This is a genomic window from Streptomyces sp. 135 (genome assembly GCF_020026305.1).
Lineage (GTDB): Bacteria > Actinomycetota > Actinomycetes > Streptomycetales > Streptomycetaceae > Streptomyces.
Map to the genome: position 1 here is coordinate 5,737,646 of NZ_CP075691.1, position 21,459 is coordinate 5,759,104.

Annotated in this window: 19 protein-coding genes; 7 read left to right on the forward strand and 12 right to left on the reverse strand. The window is 72.9% G+C overall.

Features of this window, described 5'->3' with window-relative positions:
* Positions 1 to 99: 99 nt before the first annotated feature.
* The 3 genes from KKZ08_RS26080 to KKZ08_RS26090 are packed head-to-tail and all read right to left on the reverse strand — an operon-like array spanning position 100 to position 2,119.
* Entirely contained in the window at positions 100 to 375 is a 276-nt protein-coding gene (locus tag KKZ08_RS26080; protein ID WP_223776742.1) for a hypothetical protein, read from the reverse strand.
* Between the two features lie 24 nt (positions 376 to 399).
* Positions 400 to 1,125: a TetR/AcrR family transcriptional regulator gene (locus KKZ08_RS26085; RefSeq protein WP_223776743.1), complete on the reverse strand. Its 726-nt coding sequence runs from the start codon at positions 1,123 to 1,125 to the stop codon at positions 400 to 402.
* A 55-nt stretch (positions 1,126 to 1,180) separates the two neighbouring features.
* The gene (locus tag KKZ08_RS26090) at positions 1,181 to 2,119 is read right to left on the reverse strand and encodes a diiron oxygenase (RefSeq protein WP_223776744.1); all 939 of its coding nucleotides are present in this window, start codon (positions 2,117 to 2,119) and stop codon (positions 1,181 to 1,183) included.
* Between the two features lie 138 nt (positions 2,120 to 2,257).
* Here KKZ08_RS26090 and KKZ08_RS26095 point away from each other — a divergent pair, with 138 nt between their 5' ends.
* Positions 2,258 to 3,364 (forward strand): ferritin-like domain-containing protein, encoded by a 1,107-nt coding sequence (locus KKZ08_RS26095; protein ID WP_223776745.1) that lies wholly within the window; start codon positions 2,258 to 2,260, stop codon positions 3,362 to 3,364.
* Between the two features lie 11 nt (positions 3,365 to 3,375).
* On the opposite strand, the gene KKZ08_RS26100 is transcribed toward KKZ08_RS26095, so the two are convergent.
* The 6 genes from KKZ08_RS26100 to KKZ08_RS26125 all read right to left on the reverse strand — a co-directional run bounded on the left by KKZ08_RS26100 (position 3,376) and on the right by KKZ08_RS26125 (position 9,644).
* Positions 3,376 to 4,851 (reverse strand): penicillin-binding transpeptidase domain-containing protein, encoded by a 1,476-nt coding sequence (locus KKZ08_RS26100; RefSeq protein WP_223776746.1) that lies wholly within the window; start codon positions 4,849 to 4,851, stop codon positions 3,376 to 3,378.
* The gene (locus KKZ08_RS26105) at positions 4,848 to 6,218 is read right to left on the reverse strand and encodes an FtsW/RodA/SpoVE family cell cycle protein (RefSeq protein WP_223776747.1); all 1,371 of its coding nucleotides are present in this window, start codon (positions 6,216 to 6,218) and stop codon (positions 4,848 to 4,850) included. Before KKZ08_RS26105 ends, KKZ08_RS26100 begins: the two co-directional genes overlap by 4 nt.
* Positions 6,219 to 6,311: 93 nt before the next feature.
* On the reverse strand, positions 6,312 to 6,788 hold the full coding sequence (locus KKZ08_RS26110; protein ID WP_223776748.1) for an SH3 domain-containing protein: 477 nt from the start codon (positions 6,786 to 6,788) through the stop codon (positions 6,312 to 6,314).
* Positions 6,789 to 6,884: 96 nt separating this feature from the next.
* A complete protein-coding gene (locus KKZ08_RS26115) occupies positions 6,885 to 8,189 on the reverse strand; it encodes an ATP-binding protein (protein ID WP_223776749.1) in 1,305 nt (434 codons plus the stop codon).
* Positions 8,186 to 8,932 carry a hypothetical protein gene (locus KKZ08_RS26120; RefSeq protein WP_223776750.1) on the reverse strand — a complete coding sequence of 249 codons (747 nt, stop codon included), beginning with the start codon at positions 8,930 to 8,932 and terminating at the stop codon, positions 8,186 to 8,188. The genes KKZ08_RS26115 and KKZ08_RS26120 overlap by 4 nt, the downstream gene beginning before the upstream one ends.
* A gap of 52 nt (positions 8,933 to 8,984) precedes the next feature.
* On the reverse strand, positions 8,985 to 9,644 hold the full coding sequence (locus tag KKZ08_RS26125; protein ID WP_223776751.1) for a class F sortase: 660 nt from the start codon (positions 9,642 to 9,644) through the stop codon (positions 8,985 to 8,987).
* A gap of 749 nt (positions 9,645 to 10,393) precedes the next feature.
* Between KKZ08_RS26125 and KKZ08_RS26130 the strand changes: the two genes are divergently transcribed.
* Positions 10,394 to 11,203, forward strand: a complete 810-nt coding sequence (locus tag KKZ08_RS26130; protein WP_223776752.1) for a nuclease-related domain-containing protein — start codon at positions 10,394 to 10,396, stop codon at positions 11,201 to 11,203.
* Between the two features lie 27 nt (positions 11,204 to 11,230).
* Here KKZ08_RS26130 and KKZ08_RS26135 read toward each other — a convergent pair whose 3' ends face one another.
* The 3 genes from KKZ08_RS26135 to ligD form a co-directional block, all read right to left on the reverse strand.
* On the reverse strand, positions 11,231 to 11,659 hold the full coding sequence (locus KKZ08_RS26135; RefSeq protein WP_223776753.1) for a nuclear transport factor 2 family protein: 429 nt from the start codon (positions 11,657 to 11,659) through the stop codon (positions 11,231 to 11,233).
* Positions 11,660 to 11,766: 107 nt separating this feature from the next.
* Entirely contained in the window at positions 11,767 to 12,654 is an 888-nt protein-coding gene (locus KKZ08_RS26140) for an ATP-dependent DNA ligase (RefSeq protein WP_223776754.1), read from the reverse strand.
* A complete protein-coding gene (gene ligD, locus KKZ08_RS26145; protein WP_223776755.1) occupies positions 12,651 to 13,547 on the reverse strand; it encodes a non-homologous end-joining DNA ligase in 897 nt (298 codons plus the stop codon). Before ligD ends, KKZ08_RS26140 begins: the two co-directional genes overlap by 4 nt.
* 59 nt (positions 13,548 to 13,606) lie before the next feature.
* On the opposite strand from ligD, the gene KKZ08_RS26150 reads away from it, so the two are divergent.
* The 5 genes from KKZ08_RS26150 (at position 13,607) to KKZ08_RS26170 (ending at position 21,404) form a co-directional block, all read left to right on the forward strand.
* Positions 13,607 to 14,833 (forward strand): Ku protein, encoded by a 1,227-nt coding sequence (locus tag KKZ08_RS26150; RefSeq protein ID WP_223776756.1) that lies wholly within the window; start codon positions 13,607 to 13,609, stop codon positions 14,831 to 14,833.
* A 210-nt stretch (positions 14,834 to 15,043) separates the two neighbouring features.
* Positions 15,044 to 15,250: an MbtH family NRPS accessory protein gene (locus tag KKZ08_RS26155; protein WP_223776757.1), complete on the forward strand. Its 207-nt coding sequence runs from the start codon at positions 15,044 to 15,046 to the stop codon at positions 15,248 to 15,250.
* Between the two features lies 1 nt (position 15,251).
* Complete coding sequence (locus tag KKZ08_RS26160) at positions 15,252 to 16,682, forward strand: MFS transporter (RefSeq protein WP_223776758.1); 1,431 nt, start codon at positions 15,252 to 15,254, stop codon at positions 16,680 to 16,682.
* Positions 16,675 to 20,298, forward strand: coding sequence for a non-ribosomal peptide synthetase (locus KKZ08_RS26165; protein WP_223776759.1), 3,624 nt, complete (start codon positions 16,675 to 16,677; stop codon positions 20,296 to 20,298). The genes KKZ08_RS26160 and KKZ08_RS26165 overlap by 8 nt, the downstream gene beginning before the upstream one ends.
* Positions 20,283 to 21,404 (forward strand): MupA/Atu3671 family FMN-dependent luciferase-like monooxygenase, encoded by a 1,122-nt coding sequence (locus tag KKZ08_RS26170; protein WP_223776760.1) that lies wholly within the window; start codon positions 20,283 to 20,285, stop codon positions 21,402 to 21,404. Before KKZ08_RS26165 ends, KKZ08_RS26170 begins: the two co-directional genes overlap by 16 nt.
* The last annotated feature ends 55 nt before the right edge of the window (positions 21,405 to 21,459 follow it).

A 21,459-nucleotide genomic window follows, 5' to 3' on the forward strand; every position in this document is an offset into this window, starting at 1 on the left:
GTCGGCGTAATCGCGTCCCTCGTCCAGGGGAGGGCGGCGCGGGATGTTGCGTTTCGGCTGCGGGTGCGTCGTGGCTGGTCGCGCAGTTCCCCGCGCCCCTTACGGTCGGCTGCTCGGCTTTGACCACGGCCACTTCAGGCCGCCGTCCTTGTCGCCATCGGGGTCGTACTCGTACCGCCACTTCGGGGTGAGGGCGAGGCGGCGGCCGGGCTCCGCGGGGGTTCGGCGGTAGACAAAGACCTTCGGGGGGCCGCCGGTGTCGTCCGGCACGGGCACGCGGTAGACCTTCGGCGGGTGCCCGGTCGGCCCGAGCAGGACCGGGAGGACACGGCCGTCCAGGGGGCCACCCACGAAGGGGGTCTCTTCGCTCTTCACGCCACCAGTGTCACACCGAAGCCGTCACAGCAGGTGGGCCGCGTCGGCGACCACCGGCAGCACGCGCCGCGCGAGGCCGCCCACGGGGCCCTCCGGCGTCTCCAGGCCCAGGGCCCACCGCACGACCTGCGCCGTCTGCGGGTCACGCCCCGCAGTCGTCACGAGGACCGACATGAACTGTTCGACGAGCATGTCCCGCAGCTCGTCCAGCGGCGGCTGCTTCTCCTCGTCGAGCCAGATCAGCGAGGCCGCCTCCACCGCGGTGATCCACATCCGTACGGTCATCCGCAGCCGGGGCCCCGGCTGCGGCACGTCCAGGTGGGCGAGGATGTGCTCGGCGGCGGCCCTGCGCACGCCGTCCACTATGGCGGTGGTCCGGGAGGTCTCCACCACGCTGCCGCCCTGGAGCAGCGCGCTGAACCCCGCGTCGTGCTCGTCGACGAAGGCCAGGTACCGGTCGAGCGCCCGGGAGAGCCGCTGGGTGAGCGGGCCTTCCGGGGGCTCGGCGAAGCACTGCTCGAGCTCGTCCGCGGCGGACCGCAGCGCGGCCTCGTACAACTGCTGCTTGCCGCCCGGGAAGTAGCGGTAGACGAGCGGCCGGGAGACACCGGCGGCCTCGGCCACGTCGTCGAGGTTGACCTCCTCGGGCGCGCGGTGCGCGAAGAGGGAGAGCGCGGACTCCAGGAGCTGCCGCCGCCGCGCCTCAACGCTCAGGCGGCGGTACGCGGGGGCGGTGGCAGGCGAGGTCATGCCTCGCAGGGTATCCGCCGTGCGCCCCCGAGGGGCGTGGGCTGCGGCCGGGGAGCTATGCCAGCAGCCCCGAGGACCTCCACAGCCGCCGCCCGGCCCCCCGCATCACCCCTATGTCGTCCAGGAAATCCGTCAGCCGCTTCGCCCCGGTCTGCATGACCTCCCTGCGGTGTCCGCTCGCCTTCACCTGCGCGACGGCCTCGCGGCGGTCGAGGCCCACATCCGAGTACACCTTGGGGTTGACGAAGGCGAGCGAGAAGACCCGCGCGGCCTCGCCGCAGCTCAGCCGCGTCAACTCCCGCTCCCAGCGCGGCGCGGTCACCATCTGGCGCCGCAGCTCCTCGCGGGCGTACCGGACGTGGCGGGCCTCCTCGACGACGTGGATGCGGGTCACGCCGCGGACGATGGTCTGCACGCGCTCGTCCGGGAAGGTGAGCCGCTGCATCCAGTCCAGGATCTCCTCGCCGAGCAGCGTGCAGGCGAAGGAACCGGGTGTGGTGGAGACCGTCTTCAGGATGCGCGCGAGGTTGTGGTTGAGGCGCGTGACGGGGTACGTCGGGGCCCCGCCCTTCTGGATCATGCGCGCGAACATCATCGAGTGCCGGCACTCGTCGGCTATCTCGGTCAGCGCGTAGCGTACGTGCGCGCTGGTCACCGACTTGTCGTAGATGTGCCGCACGAGCAGCTGCATGAGGATGATCTCGAACCAGATGCCGAGCGAGGCGAGGGAGGCGGCCTCGTGCCGGGCGAGGTCCATCCGCTGTTCCTCGGACATCTTCTCCCACAGCGGGGTGCCGTAGAGCGAGACGAGCTCCGGCGGCCAGAACCACTTGCCCTCCTCGACGGGGGCGTCCCAGTCGAGTTCCCTGTCGGGGTCGAAGGAGTGCTTGGCGGAGGACTCCAGGAGCCGGACGGCCACCTGCTCCCGGTCCTTGAGCAGGCCGAGCGCGTCCCGCAGACCCTGGAGCGAAGCGTCTTCCGTCACGGTCGTCATGACTGTTCCTGCCTTGTCGCGGGTTACCGGCGGTACTGACGGGCGGTCATCACTTATGAGACTGCTTGTCAGCAAGGCCGTCAATCCCTTGCGCACGACTTGTTGACCCCTTGTCCAGCAGCGTGTGAGCCTGCCCCCATGTCGACGCACGAGCTTTACACCACGCCCCCTGGCGAGCCCAACTGGCAGGTACCGTCGGCCGGTTCGGCACGCTTCAGCTGGGAGTACGACGAAGGGCGCGACCGCCTCCTCGCTCTCTACCAGAAGGGCAAGGACAAGCAGTGGGACGGCGCGAGGCGCATCGACTGGGAGCTGGAGGTCGACCCGCTCGACCCGCTCGGCACCCCCGACGAGTCGCTGTCGCTGTACGGCACGCCCCACTGGGCGAAGCTGACCGAGAAGGACAAGGGAGAGCTGCGCAAGCACTACGCCTCGTGGCAGTTCAGCCAGTTCCTCCACGGCGAGCAGGGCGCGATGGTGTGCGCGGCGCGCATCGTCGAGTCGGTGCCCGACCTGGACGCGAAGTTCTACTCCGCGACCCAGACCATGGACGAGGCGCGGCACGCCGAAATCTACGGCCGCTTCCTGCACGAGAAAGTCGGGATGCTCTACCCGATCAACGACAACCTCCAGTCGCTCCTCGGCGACACCCTCCGCGACTCCCGCTGGGACATGCCCTACCTCGGCATGCAGGTCCTCATCGAGGGCCTGGCGCTGGCCGCCTTCGGCATGATCCGCGACACCACCGACAAGCCCCTGCCGAAGCAGATCCTCGCGTACGTCATGCAGGACGAGGCCCGCCATGTCGCCTTCGGACGAATGGCCCTGCGCGACTACTACAAACAGCTCACCGACGCCGAGCTGCGCGAGCGCGAGGAATTCGTCATCGAGGGCTGCTACCTGATGCGCGACCGGCTCCGCGGCGTCGAGGTCCTGGAGAACTTCGGCTTCCCCAAGGCACAGGCCGAGGAGTACAGCGAACAGTCCGAGTTCCTCGCCCTCTTCCGGCAGCTGCTCTTCAGCCGCATCGTCCCCTGCGTGAAGGACATCGGCCTGTGGGGCAAGCGGCTCCAGCAGGCCTATGTCGACATGGGCGTCTTCGAGATGGGCGACGCCAACCTCGACCAGCTGATGGCCCAGGACGAGGAGATCGCCGAGAAACTGGACGCGGAGCGCTTCGCGGCCGAGGAGCGGGAGCGCGTGTCGGAGGTGAAGGACGCGATCGCGGCTGGCGAGAGGACCTGATCCGGCCGGGGTCAGAGCCCGTTCCGCCGCGGGGACTTCAGCACCGCCTCCATCACCGCCTTCGCGACCGGTGCCGCGCTGCCGCCTCCGCTGATGTCGCCGCGGTCCGCCGACGCGTTCTCGACGACCACCGCTACCGCCACCGAGGGCTCGGGGTCCTTCGGGGCCTGGGCCCAGGAGACGAACCAGGCGTACGGCGTGCCGGCGTTGTCGATGCCGTGCTGGGCGGTGCCCGTCTTGCCGCCCACCGTCGCTCCCGGCACGGCGGCGTTGGCGCCGGTGCCCTTCTCGACGACCTCCCTCATCATCTCGCGCAGCCGCGCCGCCGTGCCCGGACTGATCGCCTGGCGCACGGTCCGCGGGCCCGTGGCGGCCACCACGTCGCCGTCGTCCGTGGTCGTCCTCTCCACCAGGTAGGGCGTCTTGAGGGAGCCGCCGTTGGCGACGGCCGCCGCGACCATCGCCATCTGGAGGGGCGTCGCCCGGGTCTCGTACTGGCCGATGGCGGAGAGCGCGAGCTGCGCCTTGTCCAGGGACGTGTCGAAGTAGCTGGCGGATACGGGCGAGGGGATGCGCAGCCCGCTGTCGTTGAAGCCGAACTTCCGCGCGGTGTCCGCCATCGGGCCCAGCCCCGTGTCGACGCCGAGCTTCGCGAAGACCGTGTTGCAGGACCACTTGAAGGCGTGCCGCAGGGAGGCGTCGGTACAGCCCTTTACCTCGTTGTTCAGCTTCGTGTTCGTGCCCGGCAGGGTGTACGGGGCGGGGGACTTCGTCGGCGCGTCCGGATCCGTCACCGTCCCCGAGTCCAGCGCGGCGGCCGCCGTGACCACCTTGAACGTCGAGCCGGGCGGGTACGTCCGGCGGATCGCGCGGTTCAGCATCGGCTTGTCGCGCCCGCCGTTCAGCGTCGTCCACGCCTTCGCCACCGAACGGCCCGTCCCGGAGAGCCGCTCGGGGTCGTAACTGGGCGTGCTGACCAGGGCGAGGATCTTCCCGGTGGCCGGCTCGACCGCCGCCACGGCCCCCCGCTTGCCGCCGAGAGCGGAGTAGGCGGCCCGCTGCGCCGCCCCCTCGATGGTCGTCTCCACCTTGCCGCCGGGATTCCGCGAGCGCGTGAAGTCGTTCCACAGGGGGAGCGGGGCGAGCATCGGGTCGGAGCCGGAGAGGACGCCGTCCTCGGCGTTCTCCAGGAAGGTCGTGCCGTAGAGCTGTGAGGCGAAGCCGGTCACCGGGGCGTACAACGGCCCGTTGTGGTACGTACGTTCATACCGCAGCTGCTCCCCCGTGTCCTTGGAGCCGGTGACCGGACGGCCGTCGACCAGGATGTCGCCGCGCGGCTGTGCGTAGCGGGCGATGGCGTCCCGCCGGTTGGCGGGGTTGCCGTCGAGGGCCGCGGAGTCGACGACCTGCACGCGGGCGGCGTTGACGAGCAGCGCCAGCAGCAACAGCGCGCAGAAGGCGGAGGCGTGCCTGATGTACCGGGTCACCGGGAGGCCTCGCCGGCGGCGAGCGGGGCGCGGGCCGAGCCGCTGAGCCGGATGAGCAGCGCCACGATGATCCAGTTGGTGACGACCGACGAACCGCCCTGCGCGAGGAACGGCATCGCCATGCCGGTGAGCGGGATGAGCCCCGTGACACCGCCGGCGATCACGAAGACCTGGAGCGCGATGATCGAGGCGAGCCCGATCGCGAGCAGCCGCCCGAAGGGGTCCCGCAGCGCGAGGCCCGCGCGGTAGCCGCGCTCGACGAGGAGGGCGTAGAGCAGGAAGATCGCGCAGAGCCCGGCGAGGCCGAGCTCCTCGCCCGCCGTCGCCAGGATGAAGTCGGACTTCGCGGCGAACCCGATGAGGATGGAGTGCCCGAGCCCGAGCCCGGTGCCGAGCAGCCCGCCCTCCGCGAAGGCGAAGAGGGACTGGGCGAGTTGGTTCGGGCCCTGGCCCGCGTCGATGGAGGCGAAGGGGTGCAGCCAGTCCTGGACGCGGCCGTGCACATGCGGTTCGAGCGAGCCGACCGCGTAGGCGCCGAGCACGGCGAGGAGCAGGCCGACCGCGATCCAGCCGATGCGGCCCGTGGCGACGTACAGCAGGATCACGAAGAGCCCGAAGAAGAGCAGCGAGGTGCCGAGGTCGCGCTCCAGGACGAGGACGCCGACGCTCAGCAGCCAGATCGTGACGATGGGGCCGAGGACGCGGCCGGTGGGCAGCTGGAGGCTCCTGAACCGCCCCAGGGTGCGGCCCGTGCAGGCCAGCGCGTTGCGGTTGGCGGCGAGATAGCTGGCGAAGAAGACCGCGAGCAGGACCTTGGCGAACTCGCCCGGCTGGATGGACAGCCCGCCGAACCTGATCCAGATCCGGGCGCCGTTCACGGCAGGGAAGAAGACCGGCACGATCATCAGGAGCAGCGCGGTGACCACCGAGAGGTAGGCGTACCGCTGGAGCACGCGGTGGTCGCGCAGGGCGAGCACGGCGGCGATGAACAGCGCCACGCCGATGGTCGACCAGATCAGCTGGGCGGGCGCCGCCTCGTCGTGCGGGGTCTGCAGGTCGAGGCGGTAGATGAGCACCAGGCCGAGGCCGTTGAGGAGGACCGCGATGGGCAGCAGCAGCGGATCGGCGTACGGGGCGCGGAAGCGGACGGCGAGGTGCGCGAGGAGGGCGAGCACGCCGAGCCCGGCGCCGTAACCGGCGGCGCCGGGCGGGACGGTGCCGTTCTTCGCGAGGCCGACATCGCAGTAGCCGTACACGCAGAGCAGTACGGCGACGACGAGCAGGGCGAGCTCGGTGCCGCGGCGCCGGGGGGCGCGGACGGCGGGGACCGCGGGAGGTGCGGCGGCGACCGCTCTTGTTCCGGTCATGCCGGGAACGTAGCAAGCAACCTGCTCTGAAGTCTGCTTATGCCGTATATGTCGGCTATATCGACGATGTGGGCCATGCGGGGTAATGCGGCGTCAGCACCAGCGCGGTGCCTTTCCGATGGTGGCGATGTAGTTCGCGGAGCCCCAGGCCCAGGTCCCGTCGGTGAGGAGGTACCAGTGGTTGGTGCGGCCCACCCGGTCACCCTTGGTCTTGCAGTAGATGGTGACGACCTTGCCGTGGGGCTCGCTGCGGACCACGCGGCTGCCGCGGTGGGGCGAGTCGCGCAGCAGGAGTCCGCTCTTGGCGGTCACACGGCCCTTGTAGACGGGTGCCTTGTAGTCGGTGACGGGTGTCTTGTGGCCGACAGCAGGCGTCTTGTGGCCGGTGGTGGGTTTCTTGTGGCCGGTAACCGGTGTCTTGTGGCCGGTGGCGGGTTTCTTGTGGCCGGTGGCGGGTGCCTTGGGGTCGGGGTCGTCGTACGCCGCGGCGGGGCCGGTGAGGCCGAGCGTGGCGAGGGCGCCGACGGCGGCGAGTACGCCGAGCCGGGTGGTGGTGGTCCGCAGGGACATGGGGCCTCCTCGGAGGAAAGGGGGGACGCGCGGCTTCTGACGAGTGCTCAAAGGCCGCAAGTCACAGTAAAAGCGGCACAGTGCGTACGCGAAAGCTCACGTGGTGCTTTCGGGTCCCTCCGCCGCGTCCCGGCCGGGCGCCTCCGTGAAGGGCAGCCGCAGCGTCGCCACCGCCCCGCCGTCCGGGGCGTTGGCGAACGTCAGCCGGGCGCCGAGGACCGCCGCCTGGCCGAGCGCGATGGTCAGCCCGAGGCCGTGCCCCTTGCTGGTGCCCTCGGTGCGAAAGCGCTGCGGGCCGTGCTCCACCAGGTAACCGGGGTAGCCGTCGCCGTGGTCCCGCACGGCCACGACCGGCCCGTCGACCGTCACCACCACCGGCGCCCGCCCGTGCTTGAGCGCGTTGGCGACCAGATTGCCGAGCACCCGCTCCAGGCGCCGCCGGTCGGTCTCCACGCACACGTCGCGGACGACGACCAGCTCCACGCCCTCGCCGCAGCCCCGCACCACCCGCTCCGCCAGTGGAGCGAGCCGGTGGGCGTCCAGGTCCACCCGTTCGCTCCTCGCGTCGAGCCGGGAGATCTCCAGGAGGTCCTCGGTCAGCGTGCGCAGCGCGGCCACCCGGTCCCGCACCAGCTCGGTGGGGCGCCCCGGTTCGAGGAGCTCGGCCGCCGCGTGCAGCCCGGTCAGCGGGGTGCGCAGCTCGTGCGCCACGTCGGCGGTGAACCGCTGCTCGCTCAGCAGCTTGCCCTGGAGCGAGGACGCCATGGTGTCCAGCGCCCCGGCGACGGCGGCCACCTCGTCCTGGCGGCGGGCGGGACCCTTGGTGCGCGGGTCGTTGACGCGCGCGTCGAGGTCGCCCGCGCTGATCCGCCGGGCGACCTGCGCCGTCTGGTGCAGCCGCCGCGTCACCCGCGTCACGGCGAACGCCCCGACCAGCAGCGTCGCCCCGATCGCGAGGACGGAGGAGCCGAGGATTGCCCGGTCGAGCCCGTCGATGGTGCGGGCGCCCTGCGCGTAGTCGACCTGGACGGCGATGGCGCGGCCCCCGTCGGCGGGCCCCGCCGCCCACATCGTCGGCCGTGACTCGTGGGCGGCGACCATCGTGCCGCGCTCGCCGCTCAGCGCCAGCTCGCGCAGCGGCCCGGGCAGGCCCTTGGGGTCGACGCCCGCGCCGTACCCGAGGCGGTCGCCCGCCTCGTAGCGCTCGGTGGCCTCCGCCAGCCGGTCGAGGGCCCGCTCGCGGGCCTGGCCGACGGTCTGGTTGGTCACCGAGACATGGACGAGCATGCCGAGCAGCGCGGCCAGCGCACAGCACATGACCGTGATGAAGACGGCCGCCTTCCAGGTGAGCGTCGCCGTCCAGGCGGGAAGCCGCGGTCCGCGCGGCCGGTGCCGGCTCATCGGCCGTCACTCTCGGAGGGCGTGCCGGACCCGCTCGCGGAGGGCGAGGGCCGGGGCGTCTTGAGGCGCGGCGCGTTCGCGGAGCGGACGATCTCGTCGCGCGTCGGCAGCATCGTCTTCTGGTGGGAGTCCCAGGACCAGACCGTGTGGTACTCGTACCCCGGCAGGCTGGAGACGGCGCGGATGATCAGGTCGCGCCCGGCCAGCTCGACGCCGAGCACCGCGTCGCTCATCTCCATGATCTGCGTCAGCCGCCGCTTCTGCTGGGCGTAGACCCGGATGTCGAGGTTGTCGTCGGGCGTCGAGACGCCGACGATCAGGTCCTCCTCGCCGTCGCCGGTCAGATCGCGGTAGTACGCCTTGAGGACCGGGCACCGTTCCCGCGCGCCGGAGTCGTCGTCGGCGCAGTCGTCGAGCCGCTCCACGGTCTTCTCGTACACGGAGTCCGAGGTGTCGTACGTCCCCGGGTTCTGTTCGAAGTCCGCGCGGACCACGTCGGCCGGGTCCACCTTGCGCAGGTCGTCGCCGGGGACCTTGACGCCGGTGACCCGCACGCTCTCTATGGCGCCGTAGTCCTCGGCGGGCGCGGACGGGGGCGGCAGGTCGGGCCAGAGGTGCGTGGGGCCCTGGGCGCTGGGTGTCGCGCCGGCGCCGCGCAGCCCGCCGGGGTCGCCGCAGCCGCCGGCCAGCGCCGTGGCGAGTGCGGCGAAGACGGCGGTGAGCGCGAGCCGGCTGCGGTTCACTGCACTCCTGCCTGCCGCGGGTGCGGCCTGTCGTACGGCGGCCGGCCGTACGTCATGAGACCAGGTCGGCGTAGAGGATGATGTTGTCAGACCGGTGGCCGCCGACGATCGGCCCGCCACAGGTCACCAGGCGCAACTCGGGCCGCCCGGTCGCCCCGTACACCTTATGGGTGGGGAAGTCGTCCTTGTCCACCTGCTGGATCTCGCGCACCTCGAACCTCGCCGTGCCGCCGTCCGCACGGGGCACCTCGACGGCGTCGCCGACGCCGATCCTCGCGACGTCCCGCATCAGCGCGGGACCGTTCACCGTGTCGTAGTGCGCGACGATCACGGCGGCTCCCTTCTCGCCGGGCGTGACCGAGCCGGTCCACCAGCCGGGCTCCGCCGCCTCTTCCACCGGCGGCACCTGGAGCTCCCGGTCCGCGTCCAGGCCGAGGCGGAGCATCGATGAGGTGTCGACGCCCGCCGCCGGGACGCGCAAGCCGGTCGGCTCGGAGGGCTTCAGCGGGGCGGCGGCCCGGCCGGTGCGGGGCATGGCGGCGTCGTCGGCCATCTCGACGTCGGGCGCCGGGTGGACCGTGCCGCCGCCGCCCTGGCCGCAGGCGATCAGGGCGACACCGACGGCGGCCGTCACGGCGGAGGCGAGCGCGACGCGGGGGCTGTGCCGACGCGGGCGGTCCGGGCAGGACTCGGCTGTGGGGGAGGTCGGCACGGGGCTCCTCATGAGAGCGGGGGAAGGACGGGAGAGCGTGGCCCCGGTCAGGCGTCCGTGCGGCCGCGGCGCAGCATCGCGAAGCCGAGCCCCGCGGCGTAAGCCGCCGCCATGCCGCCGCCCGCCACGAGGAACGCCGGGCTGCCGGCGTCCCGCACCCCTCGGCGCCGGCTCCGACGCCGCCGCGCGGCGTGGCGGTCACGGCGTCCTGCCCGCCGTCCAGGCGGGTGACGCCGATGTGTCCGTTGGACGGGTACAGCTCGTACCGCACGCCGCTCTCGGTCACCGTGGGGTGCCTGGCGGAGAGGGTGGCGATCTGCTGGTCCCGCACCGAGAGCGTCGCGACGTAGGAGCCGTCGCGGTTGCGGACCTCGGCCTTCGCGCCGTGGCCCAGCGTGACCTCGTGGACCGCGGCTCGCGGCGTCCGGCCCGGCGCCGGTGCGCCCGCGAAGGCCCCGGCGGTAAGCGCGAGCAGCGCACCGCCGACGAGCGCGGTGACGGCGGCGGCGTGCAGGGCGTGGCGGCGGGTGCTCACGGGGCGTTCCTTCGGGTCGGTCTGCCGGTCGGGTCGGTCTGCCGGTCCGGTCTCGCTGGTCCGGGTGGATGCCACCGAAGCTAGACGTCCGTCATTGCGGCCCACCCTCAGCCGTGTAACAGCGCGCCATACCTGAGCGTGCGGTGTGGTTACGGAACCGGGTTCTTGCCCCGGCGGCCCACGGGCTGTTCCCATGGTCGGGGGGTGATGCGGCATGAGCGGCCTGCGCGTCGTACCGGCCCGGCGGCACGGGAAGGAGCGGCTGTACGTCTGCCGCGCGGACGGCGGGAACGTGGCCTGGTACGACCGGGACTCCGCCCGGGTGAACCTCCTCAGCGAGGACCGCGAGGCAGAGGTCCTGCGTGTCCTCGCGCCGTTCCTCGCCGGTGACGTCACGGTGGGCCCGCCGCCCGTCCCCACCCCCGCCGAGCTGTCCCGGCTCGCCCTGCACCCCGACGACGACCTCGCCCCGAGCCGCCCCGGCGAGGCCCTCCACATCGCCCTGGAGCGCGACCCGGCGCCCCCGCGCAGGCTGCGCGCCGACCCCCGGCACCGCGCGCTCGCCGCGGAACAGGCGGTCGGGGAGGCCCTGGACGCCCTGGAGGGCGCGGGCTGGCGCGCGCTGCACTCCCTGCCGCTGCCCGGCGGCGGCCGCATCCAACATCTGCTGATCGGGCCCGGCGGCCTGTTCTGCGTGGCAGCCCTCGCCGTCCGCAAGCAGCGCGTGCGCATCGCCGACCCGATGGTGACCGTGGGCCGCCGCGACCCCGTCCCGCTGCTGCGCACGCTCCGCTCCGACGCGAGCCGCGCCTCGTTCGCGCTCACGGCGGAGGTCCGCCCCGTCCTGGCGCTGGCCGGGCCCGGGGCGGCGGACCTGGCCGCGGCGGAGCACCCGCGCGACGTACGGGTGCTGCGCGCGGAGGGCCTGGCGGCCCTGGCCCGGCTGGGCGGCGTACTGAAACCGGCCGATGTGGAGGCCCTGCACGCGCTGGCCAGGGACCGCCACACCTGGCGGCGGGTCTGAGCCGCCGCCGGCCGGCCTGAGGACGCGTCAGAGGTTGTCCCCCCAACCGCCCTGGATCATGGTCTGGAAGGCCCACGATCCACCGCGCCTGATCAGGATGTCGGCGTAGCGCAGCCGCTGGGTCTCGCCGCCCGCCGTCATCACCGAGTCGGTGAAGACGACGGCCATCGCGGGGGAGAGGAAGACGGGCGTACGCGTGGACTCGAAGCCGATGTCCTCGCCGCCCTCTCCCATCACGTGGGTCATCGTCGCGACGAACCGCTCACGGTCCCACTGCGCGGCCCGTCCGTCGCCCGCGGAGTCGTCGCTGACCAGGTTGAGCGGGAAGACGGCCAGGTCGGCCATGCGCTCCACATCGCGCTTCGCGCTGTGCGCGTCGTACTCGGCGAACCACGTGTCCAGGCTCGCGCGGTCCTCTTCGGTCGGCACGTATCCGGTCTCGGGCAGGAAGGTCACTCGGTCTCCTCGTCGGAAGGCTCATCAATTTTGACTACTGACGGAGAGGGTATGCCTCGGAGGCTCGCTAGTCAAACTTGATTACACGTGACGCCGGTCACGCGTGGTCAGCGGAACCGGACCACGACCGCCGTCGCGTGCCGCGTCGTGTTCTGCCGCACCTCGACCATCACCACCGGCTCAGCGGGCAGCGCCGCGTACGTCAGGTCGCCGATGCCGATCGCGGTCGCCACCCCCTCGCCCACCGGCTCCGGCAGCGCCCGCGCGGCCGCCGACCGCACCGCGGGGGACAGCGGTGACGACACCACCGGGGTGCCGTCACCGGGCAGGGCGAGGACCAGCGCCTGAGGGCGGGCGGGGTTTCCGGTGCAGCCGACCACGACGGCGTCCCGGGTGTCGCTGTGCCGCAGCTTCAGCCACGCGCGCGTGCCGCCCCGGTACGCCGAGTCGAGCCGCTTGATCACCAGGCCCTCGACGCCGGTCGCGGGCAGCGTCTCGTACCAGGTCAGGGCCAGGTCCCGGTCGGTCGTCGACGGCACCGCCTGGAGCGGCGGCCCCCAGGGCGCGAGCAGCCGTACGAGGCGCGCGCGCCGCTCCGTGTACGGCAGTCGGCGGCAGTCCTCGCCGCCCTCCGTGAGCAGGTCGAAGGCGGCGTACGAGGCGGGCAGGGTGCGCGCGAGGACGCCGGCACGCGCGCGGGTGGCCGCCGCCCGCTGCTGCACGGCGGCGAAGTCGATGCGGCCGCCGGACCACACCACGACCTCGCCGTCGAGCGCGGTGCCCTCGGGCAGCTCGGCCGCGGCCTCGGCGAGGTCGGGGAAGGCGCTGGTGACGGTCCTTCCCGAACGGGCCTGGAGCGTCACCTCGCCCCGCTCGCCCCGGAGCACGACCATGCGGTGCCCGTCGAACTTGGGCTCGTACGCCCAGCCGCCGCCCTCCGGCAGCGCGCTCACCGCCTCCGCGAGGGCGACCCGTACGGGCCGCGTCAGGATCATCGCGCGGCCCGGGCGGGCAGGGGTCTGGCCCCGTCGTGGGTGACGAGGGGGTCGAGCAGGTCGCCGTGGCCCCGCAGCCGGGGCGCGATGTCGTCCGCGGTGAAGACGAGCTGCTCAGGGTCCTCGCAGGTCTCGACCTCCTCCCAGGTCACGGGGGTGGAGACGGTCGGCTCGGCGCGGGCCCGCAGGGTGTAGGGCGCGGCGGTGGTCTTCGCGGCGGCGTTCTGGCTGAAGTCGACGAACACCTTGCCCGGCCGCAGGCTCCGCGTCATCCGGTGCACGATGAGCGCGGGCAGCTCCTGCTCGGCCTCGACGGCCAGGGACTTCGCGTACGCGCTGACGCGTTCCGAGGGCGTCGGCTCCAGCGGGACGAGCAGGTGCAGGCCCTTGCTCCCGGACGTCTTCGCGTACACGTGGAAGCCGTCGGCCGCCAGCCGCTCGCGCAGCCACAGGGCGGCGTGGCAGCACTCCACGACGGTGGCGGGCGGGCCGGGGTCCAGGTCGAACACCAGCCGGTCGGCCCGCGCCGGGGCGTCGGCCCGCCACTGCGGCGTGTGGAACTCGGTCACCAGATTGGCCGACCACATCAGCGACGGCAGGTCCTGTACGAGGATCTGGCGCGTCGGCCCGTCGGAGCGGGGCACCTCGGCGGTCCGCACCCATTCGGGGGTGCCCGGCAGCACGTTCTTGGTGAAGAAGCGCTGGCCGTCGGGCCCGTCGGGGTAGCGCAGGAAGGACAGGGGCCGGTCCACGAGGTGCGGCAGGAGGGCGTCGGCCGTGCTGGCGTAGTAGTGCAGCACCTCGCCCTTGGTGAAGCCGCTCGCGGGATAGATGACCTTGTCCAGGTTGCTGAGCGAGATCCGTCGCCCCTCCACCTCTGTGATCGGCGTCATACGATGAGACTCCCATAAAACGCCCATAACGCCATAAACCCCAGTGAGAGGTACCGGACGTGCGATCCATATGGAACGGTGCGATCTCCTTCGGCCTGGTCAGCATCCCGATCAAGCTCGTGAACGCCACCGAGAACCACTCGGTCTCCTTCCGCCAGATCCACACGGAGGACGGCGGCAGGATCCGCTACCGCAAGGTGTGCGAGCTGGAGGACCGCGAGGTGACCTCGGCGGAGATCGGCAAGGGGTACGAGGACGCGGACGGGTCGATCATCCCGATCACGGACCAGGACCTTGCGGCGCTGCCCATCCCGACGGCCAAGACGATCGAGATCGTGGCCTTCGTCCCGGCCGACCGCATCGACCCGCTCCAGATCGACGCGGCGTACTACCTCGGGGCCAATGGCGTCCCGGCCGCCAAGCCGTACACGCTGCTGCGCGAGGCCCTCAAGCGGAGCCGGAAGGTGGCCATCGCGAAGTACGCGCTCCGGGGCCGGGAGCGGCTCGGCATGCTGCGCGTGGTCGACGACGTGATCGCCATGCACGGGCTGCTGTGGCCGGACGAGATCCGCGTGCCCGAGGGGGTGGCCCCCGACTCCCATGTCACGGTCCGCGACGCCGAACTCGACCTGGCCGACGCCCTGATGGACACCCTGGGCGAGGTCGACATGTCCACACTCCATGACGACTACCGCGCGGCGGTCGAGGAACTCATCGCCGCGAAGGTCGAGGGCGGGGCTCCCGCCGAGAAGGCCCCGGCCGGCGAGGCGGGCGGCGGCAAGGTCATCGACCTGATGGCCGCCCTGGAGAACAGCGTCCGGGCGGCCCGCACGGCCCGGGGCGGGTCCGCCGGGGCCGGGGAGTCCGCCGAGTCCGGTGAGGGGGTCGGGGAGGCGGAGGTCACCCGGCTGGGGGACCGCCGCGCCAAGACGGCCTCCGCGTCCCCGCGCAGGACGGCGTCGGCGCGCAGGTCGGCCCCCGCGGCCCCCAAGGAGGTCGGCGGCAAGAAGTCGACGTCGACCGCGGCGAAGAAGAAGGACGCGCCCGCCAAGAAGACGGCGACGAAGTCCACGGCGACGGCCCGTAGATCGACGGCGGGCAAGGCGGACGCGGGCAAGGCGAGCGCGAGCAGGGCGACCACGGCCAAGACGGCGGCCAAGACGGCGACCAGGACCGCAGCCAAGAAGACGACTGAGAAGACGCCCAAGAAGACGGCGCAGAAGGCGGCCGGGGAGAAGACGGCGTCGGCGCAGAAGACCACGGCCAGGCGCCGCGCCTCGGCGTGAAGAAGCGAGCGGCAGTTCCGGATTCCGTCCGCGGTTGACGCGGAAGGGAAAATTGCAAAGTTCGTCCGCCGGACGGGCCAAACCGCACCCTCTTGCCCCTTTTGCGGTCTGTGATCTATATCACAATCGCTTGATGGAATTAGATCTTCCGCGCAATGATCCCTGCGGACACAATGGGATTCTTTGGGATTTCCGGGGGGTTTAAGGTATATGGCAAGTAATCCATTCGAAGATGATGGTGCGGAATACCTGGTACTCGTGAACGACGAGAATCAGCACACCCTCTGGCCCGTCGGGCCCGATATCCCGGCCGGCTGGACCGTCGTACAAGAGGCGAGTTCACGGGCGGATTCCCTGGCCTACGTCGAAGAGCACTGGACCGATATGCGTCCGGCGAGCCTGATATCCGGCTCCTGACGTGACCGGTCGCGAAAAAGCGGCGGGGAAAGCGGAGCCGCCGGGGAAAGCGGCGCCGCGGGGTGGGCAAAAGCAGCGGACGGGCCGCTTCAGCGATACGGGGCCCTTGCTGCTCGTCTGGTCGGGGCAGGCCGTCTCACTGGTCGGAAGCGCCGTTCTCAGATTCGCTTTCATCATCGAGGTGTGGTCCACCGGAGAGCAGGCGTCCGCCGTCACCGCGCTGTCGCTGTGCGCCGTGCTTCCGCAGGCACTGTTCAGCCCATTCGCGGGCGCGATTATCGACCGCATTCGTAAACGTTCGGCGCTCCAGATCGCGGACGCCGGCGGAATCCTGGCCGTCGGCCTGCTGGCCCTCGTGCACTTCTTCGGCGGCGGCCTGGAACCGTGGCAGGTCTATCCCGCCACCGTGCTGCTCGGCATCTCCGCCGCGTTCCAGCTGCCCGCGCTCACCGCCGCCGTCCCGCTGCTGGTGCGCAAGGACCAGCTGGGCCGCGCCAACGGCCTGCTGGCGGGCGCCCGCAGCGCCGCGGGGATCTGCGGCCCGGCGCTCGGCGGCATCATGATCGCCCTCACCGGGATCGGCGCCATCCTCGTCATCGACCTGGCCAGTTACGCCTTCGCGCTGATCGGTATCCGCATCGTGCGGATGCGGGGCGACAAGGTCCCCGAGGGGGCCGGCGCCCCGCGCACGAAGATCACGGCCGAGGCCGTCGAGGGCATGCGCTACCTCTTCCGGCAGGCGAGCCTGCGCGACATGACCGTGAACTTCTGCGTGGTCAACCTGGTGATGGTCTTCGGCTTCGCCGTCGTCCAGCCCATGGTCCTGCTCAAGTCGGGCAACGGCGCGCTCGCCGCGGTGAACAGCGCGATCGGCATCGGCGGGGTCCTCGGCGGCCTGGTGATGGCCGCGTGGGGCGGCCCGAAGAACCGCGGCCGGGGCATGATGCTCGGCATCCTCGGCATGTGCCTGGCGGCGCAGCTCGGCACGTCCCTGGTCGGCGGCGTCGTCGGCTGGTGCGCGGCCATGCTGGCCGGCGCGGTGCTCATGACGGTCGTCAACACCTCGATGCAGTCGATCGTGCAGACCAAGGTGCCCCATGAATGGCAGGGCCGGGTCTTCGGCGCGGTGATGTTCCTGTCGCAGATCTCCGGGCCGCTGGCCATGGCGTTCTCCGGGCCGCTCGCCGACGGCGTCTTCGAGCCGCAGGCCGCCGAGGGGAGCGGCGTCTTCGTGGTCCTCGGCCCGCTGTTCGGCGACGCCCCGGGCAGCGGCATGGCGGCGATGCTCTTCCTCGCCGGCGTCGCGGGCATCGCGGTCGCGCTCTGGGGTCTGGCGAGCCGGTCGATCAGGGACATCGACGTGCTGCTGCCGGACATCGACGACGAGACCGAGCGCGAGGGCGGTGAGAAGGATGACGCGGTGCGTGCATGAACTCTTCGAGGAGCAGGCGTCACGGGCGCCCGACGCGACCGCCCTCGTGTACGAGGACGAACGGCTGACGTACGCCGAACTCGACGCCCGCGCCGACCGGTTGGCGGGGCTCCTCACGGCGCGCGGAGTGCGGCGCGGCGACACCGTCGGGGTGTACCTGGAGCGCTCCGCCGAGCTGGTCGTGGCGGTCCTCGGCACGCTCAAGGCCGGTGCCGGGTACGTGCCGCTCGACCCCGGCTTCCCTGCCGGGCGGCTGCGCGGCATGGCGGGGGACGCGGGCATCACGGCGGTGCTCGCGCGGCACGGGGCGGAACCGGAGCCGCTGGGGGCCGAGGCCGCGCCGGTGCTGCACGTCGAGGACGCCGTACGCGCACGGCCGTTGCCGCGCGGCGCGGTACGGGTGGCGGCGGACGACGTGGCCTGCGTGATGTTCACCTCCGGGTCGACGGGGCGGCCGAAGGGCATCGTGGCCCCGCACCGCGCCGTCACCGAGACGCTGACCGGCCAGGACTACGCCTCCTTCGGGCCGGGCGCGGTGTGGTTGCAGTGCGCGCCCGTGTCGTGGGACGCCTTCGCGCTGGAGCTGTGGGGGCCGCTGCTGGGCGGCGGGACGTGCGTCCTGCATCCGGGGCGGCGCCCCGACCCGGTCGTGATCGCGCGGCTCGTCGCCGCGCACGGGGTCACGTCCATGTACCTGTCCGGTTCCCTCTTCGACGTCATCGTCGACGAGTACCCGCGCGCCCTCACCGGGCTGCGCGAACTGATCGTCGGCGGCGAGGCGTTGTCGCCCCCGCACGTGGCCCGCGCCCTGGAGCGCCGGCCGGGCCTACGGCTCAGCAACGGCTATGGCCCCGTCGAGTGCATGGTCTTCCTCACCGTCCACCGCGTCACTCCGCAGGACGTACGCGACGGCCGTCCGGTACCGATCGGCCGTCCGCTGGCGGGTAAACGGCTTTACGTCCTCGACGACCGCCTGCGGCCGGTCGCGGACGGCGTCACCGGCGAGCTGTACGCCGCCGGGGCGGGCGTCGCGCGCGGCTACTGCGACGCGAGGCTGACGGCGGAGCGGTTCGTGGCGTCGCCGTTCGGTGATGCGGCGGGGCGTGCGGGCGGCTCCGCCGGCGGCGCACGCATGTACCGCACCGGTGACCTGGCGCTCCGACGCCCCGACGGCACCTTCGAGTACCGGGGCCGGGCCGACGACCAGGTGAAGATCCGCGGCTTCCGGGTGGAACCGGCGGAGGTCGAGGCGGCCCTGACCCGCCACCCGGGGGTCGACCGCGCCGCGGTGGTGGCCACCCGCGCGGAGCGGGACGGTGAGCGGCAGCTGGTGGCGTATGTGGTTCCGGGGGTGCGGGCGGCTCGAGACGGCCAAGACGCTCACCGCAGCCGGGCCACGCCGGTGCGATCCGCCCTCTCCGAAGCCGACCTGCGTGCCCACGCCGAGCGGGAGCTCGCCGACTTCCTCGTGCCCGCCGCCTTCGTCCTCCTGGACGCGCTCCCGCTGACGGCCGGCGGCAAACTGGACCGGGCCGCGCTGCCGGTGCCGTCGCCGCGGGGCGGGGCGCAGCGAGGGGCGGGCGGTGCCTCGCCGGGGGAGGACGGTGAGACGGTTCGCGCGCTGTGCGGGCTGTTCGCCGATGTGCTCGGGGGCGGCCCGGTCGGCGCTGACGACGACTTCTTCGCCCTGGGCGGCCACTCGTTGCTGGCCGCGCGTCTGCTCGGCCGCGTGCACGCCCGGCTGGGCGCCGAGCTCGACCTGCGGACGCTCTTCGCGGCGGCCACCCCGGCCCGGCTGGCCCCGTACGTCGACCAGGCCGCCAAGTCCCCGGTGCCGCGCGCGGAACCGGCGTACGGGAACACCGCCCTCCTCCCCGTCTCGCCCGCCCAGCACCGCCTGTGGTTCCTCGACCGGCTCGGCGCGGGAGTCGCGTACAACCTGCCCATGCTGGTGCGGCTGCGCGGCGCGGTCGACCCGGACGCGCTGGCCGACGCCCTCGGGGACGTCGTGACCCGGCACGAAGTGCTCCGTACCGTCTTCGACGAGGTGGACGGCGCACCCGTGCGGCGCGTGCTGGACGGGGCCGAGGCCCGGCCGCCGTTCCGTCACGTCACCGTCGCCGAAGCCGAGGTGACGGACGCCGTGGAGGCCGCCGCCCGGCACCGCTTCGAGCTGAGCCGTGAACTGCCCCTCCGCGCCGTCCTGTTCAGCGTCCGCGAGCGGCCCGGCGAGCACGCCCTGCTCGTCCTGGTCCACCACATCGCCGGGGACGGCTGGTCCCTCGCCCCGTTCTTCCGCGACCTGTCACGCGCCTACGCCGCGCGGGCCGAGCACGGAAGGCGGGCGGCGCAGCCGCCCCTGCCCGTCACCTACGCCGAGCACGCCCGCCGCCACGCGGCACGCCTCGGCCCACCCGAAGACCCCGACTCGCTCACCGCCCGCCAACTCGCCTACTGGAGGCGGAGACTGCACGGAGCCGACCCCGAGGGGCCGCTGCTTCCGCGCCGCCCGGACCGGCCCGCCGTACCGGGGCCGACCGCCGCGACCGTGGTGCGCCGCCTCGACGCGATGGCCCACGCCCGCCTCCTCGACGCCGCCCGCGCCGAGGGCGCCACCCTCTTCATGGCCCTGCACGCCGCGCTCGCTGCCGCCCTCACGCGGGCGGGCGCGGGGGAGGACCTCACGATCGGCGCACCCGTGGCCGGGCGCGCGGGGGACGGCAGCGTCGAGGACGCCGTCGGGTTCTTCGTGAACATGCTCGCGCTGCGCACCGACGTGTCCGGCGACCCGAGCGCGCGGGAACTGCTCGCCCGGGTCCGCGGATGCGACCTCGGCGCCTTCGCCCACCAGGACGTGCCGTTCGAGCAGGTCGTGAGCGAGCTGAACCCGCCGCGCGCGCGGGGGCGGCAGCCGTTCACCGACGTCGTCCTCGCCCTGCAGAACAACGCGCGCGCCGAGGTGGACCTGCCCGGCGCCGAATCCGGCGTCGAGGTGGTGCGCACCGGCGAGGCCCGCTTCGAACTGCTCGTCGACGTCACCGAGGCGACCGGACCCGGCGGCGCCCCCGAGGGCCTCACGCTCACCTTCGAGTACCGCGCGGAGTCCCTGGAGGAGCGCTTCGTGACGTGGCTCGCCGACGCGCTGCCGCACGCCCTGCTCACGGCGGCCGAGATCCCGGACGCCCGCCTCGGCGACCTCGTCCCCACCGGGCCCCCGCGCCGCGCGGACGAGAGCGACAGGGTCGCCGTCCCGGCCCCGGCCGAGGTCGCCGCGGGCCCGGTGACCCCGCTGGAGCGGGAGGTCGCCGCCGTGTGGGCCGACGTCCTCGGCGTTCCGGACGTCGCGCGGGACGACGACTTCTTCGCCCTCGGCGGCAACTCGCTGCGCGCGGTGCGGGTCGCCGCCCGCCTCACCACCGACGCCAGGACCGTGACGGCCGCGCAGCTCTTCGCCGCCCCGACCGTCGCCGCCCTCGCCGCAGGACTGGCCAGGGCACCCGTCACCGCCGGCCCGGCGCCCGCCCCCATCCCGAGGCGGCCGCGCGTACCCCGTCAGCAGGATCAGCAGAGCCACCCCGGCAGAGAGCAGGAGGAGAGGCCGTGGACCTCAGCGTGATGTTCTTCGGCGCGGACAGCGCCACGGCGGCCAGGAGCGACGGCGGTACGGGCGACAGCGCCACGGCCGCCGGCGGCGGCGCCACGGGCGGCAGCCCCGCGTCGCACGCCCGGACCTATGACGACATCCTCACCGTCGCCCGCACCGCAGACCGCCTCGGCTTCCACGCCGTCTGGACCCCCGAGCGCCACTTCCAGCAGGTCGGCCAGGTCTTCCCCAGCCCGCCCGTGCTCAGCGCGGCCCTCGCCGTCGCCACCGAGCGCATCAGGATCCGCGCGGGCAGCGTCGTCCTGCCCCTGCACCACCCGCTGAAGGTCGCCGAGGACTGGGCGGTCGTCGACAACCTCTCGCACGGCCGCGCCGGCCTCTCCGTCGCCACCGGCTGGCACTCCGCCGACTTCACCCTCGCCCCCGGCCACTACGAGGACCGCAGGCGGCGCACCCTCGAAGCCGTGCCGGAACTGCGGCGGCTGTGGGCGGGCGAAGCCGTCACCTACCCGGACGGCACCGGGCGGCCCGTCGCCGTCGTCCCCCAACCACGTCCCGTACAGCGGGAGCTGCCGCTGTGGATCACCACCTCCGGCAACCCCGAGACCTGGGAGACCGCCGGGCGGCTGCGCGCCGGGGTGCTCGGCGCGACCGTCGGGCAGAGCAGGGACGAACTGGCCGACAAGATCGACCGCTACCGCAGGGCCTGCGCCGCCGCCCCCGACCAGGCGGGCACCGACGCGCACGGGCGCGTGACGCTGATGGCGCACACCTACGTCGGCGCGGACGACGCGGAGGTGCGGCGCCTGGCCGCCGCGCCCCTCAAGGCGTACCTCGGCTCGTACCTGCGCCAGACCGCCGCCAACCGCGCGGCGGACGCCCGCGGGGGCGCCGAGCTGACCGGCGAACAGACCGCGATGCTCACCGAGTTCGCCTTCCAGCGCTATCTGAACTGGGGCAGCCTGCTCGGCTCGCCCGGCACCTGCGCCAAGATGCTCGCCGACCTGCGCGACCTGGGCTGTGACGAGGTGGCCTGCTTCATCGACTTCGGCATCGGACGGGACGAGGTACTCGCGGGGCTGCACCGCCTCGCCGAGCTGAGAGAGGCCGCACTGTGACCCCGAACCAGCCTTCCATGGCCGACCGCTTCAGCGCCCTTGGCAGCGAGCAGCG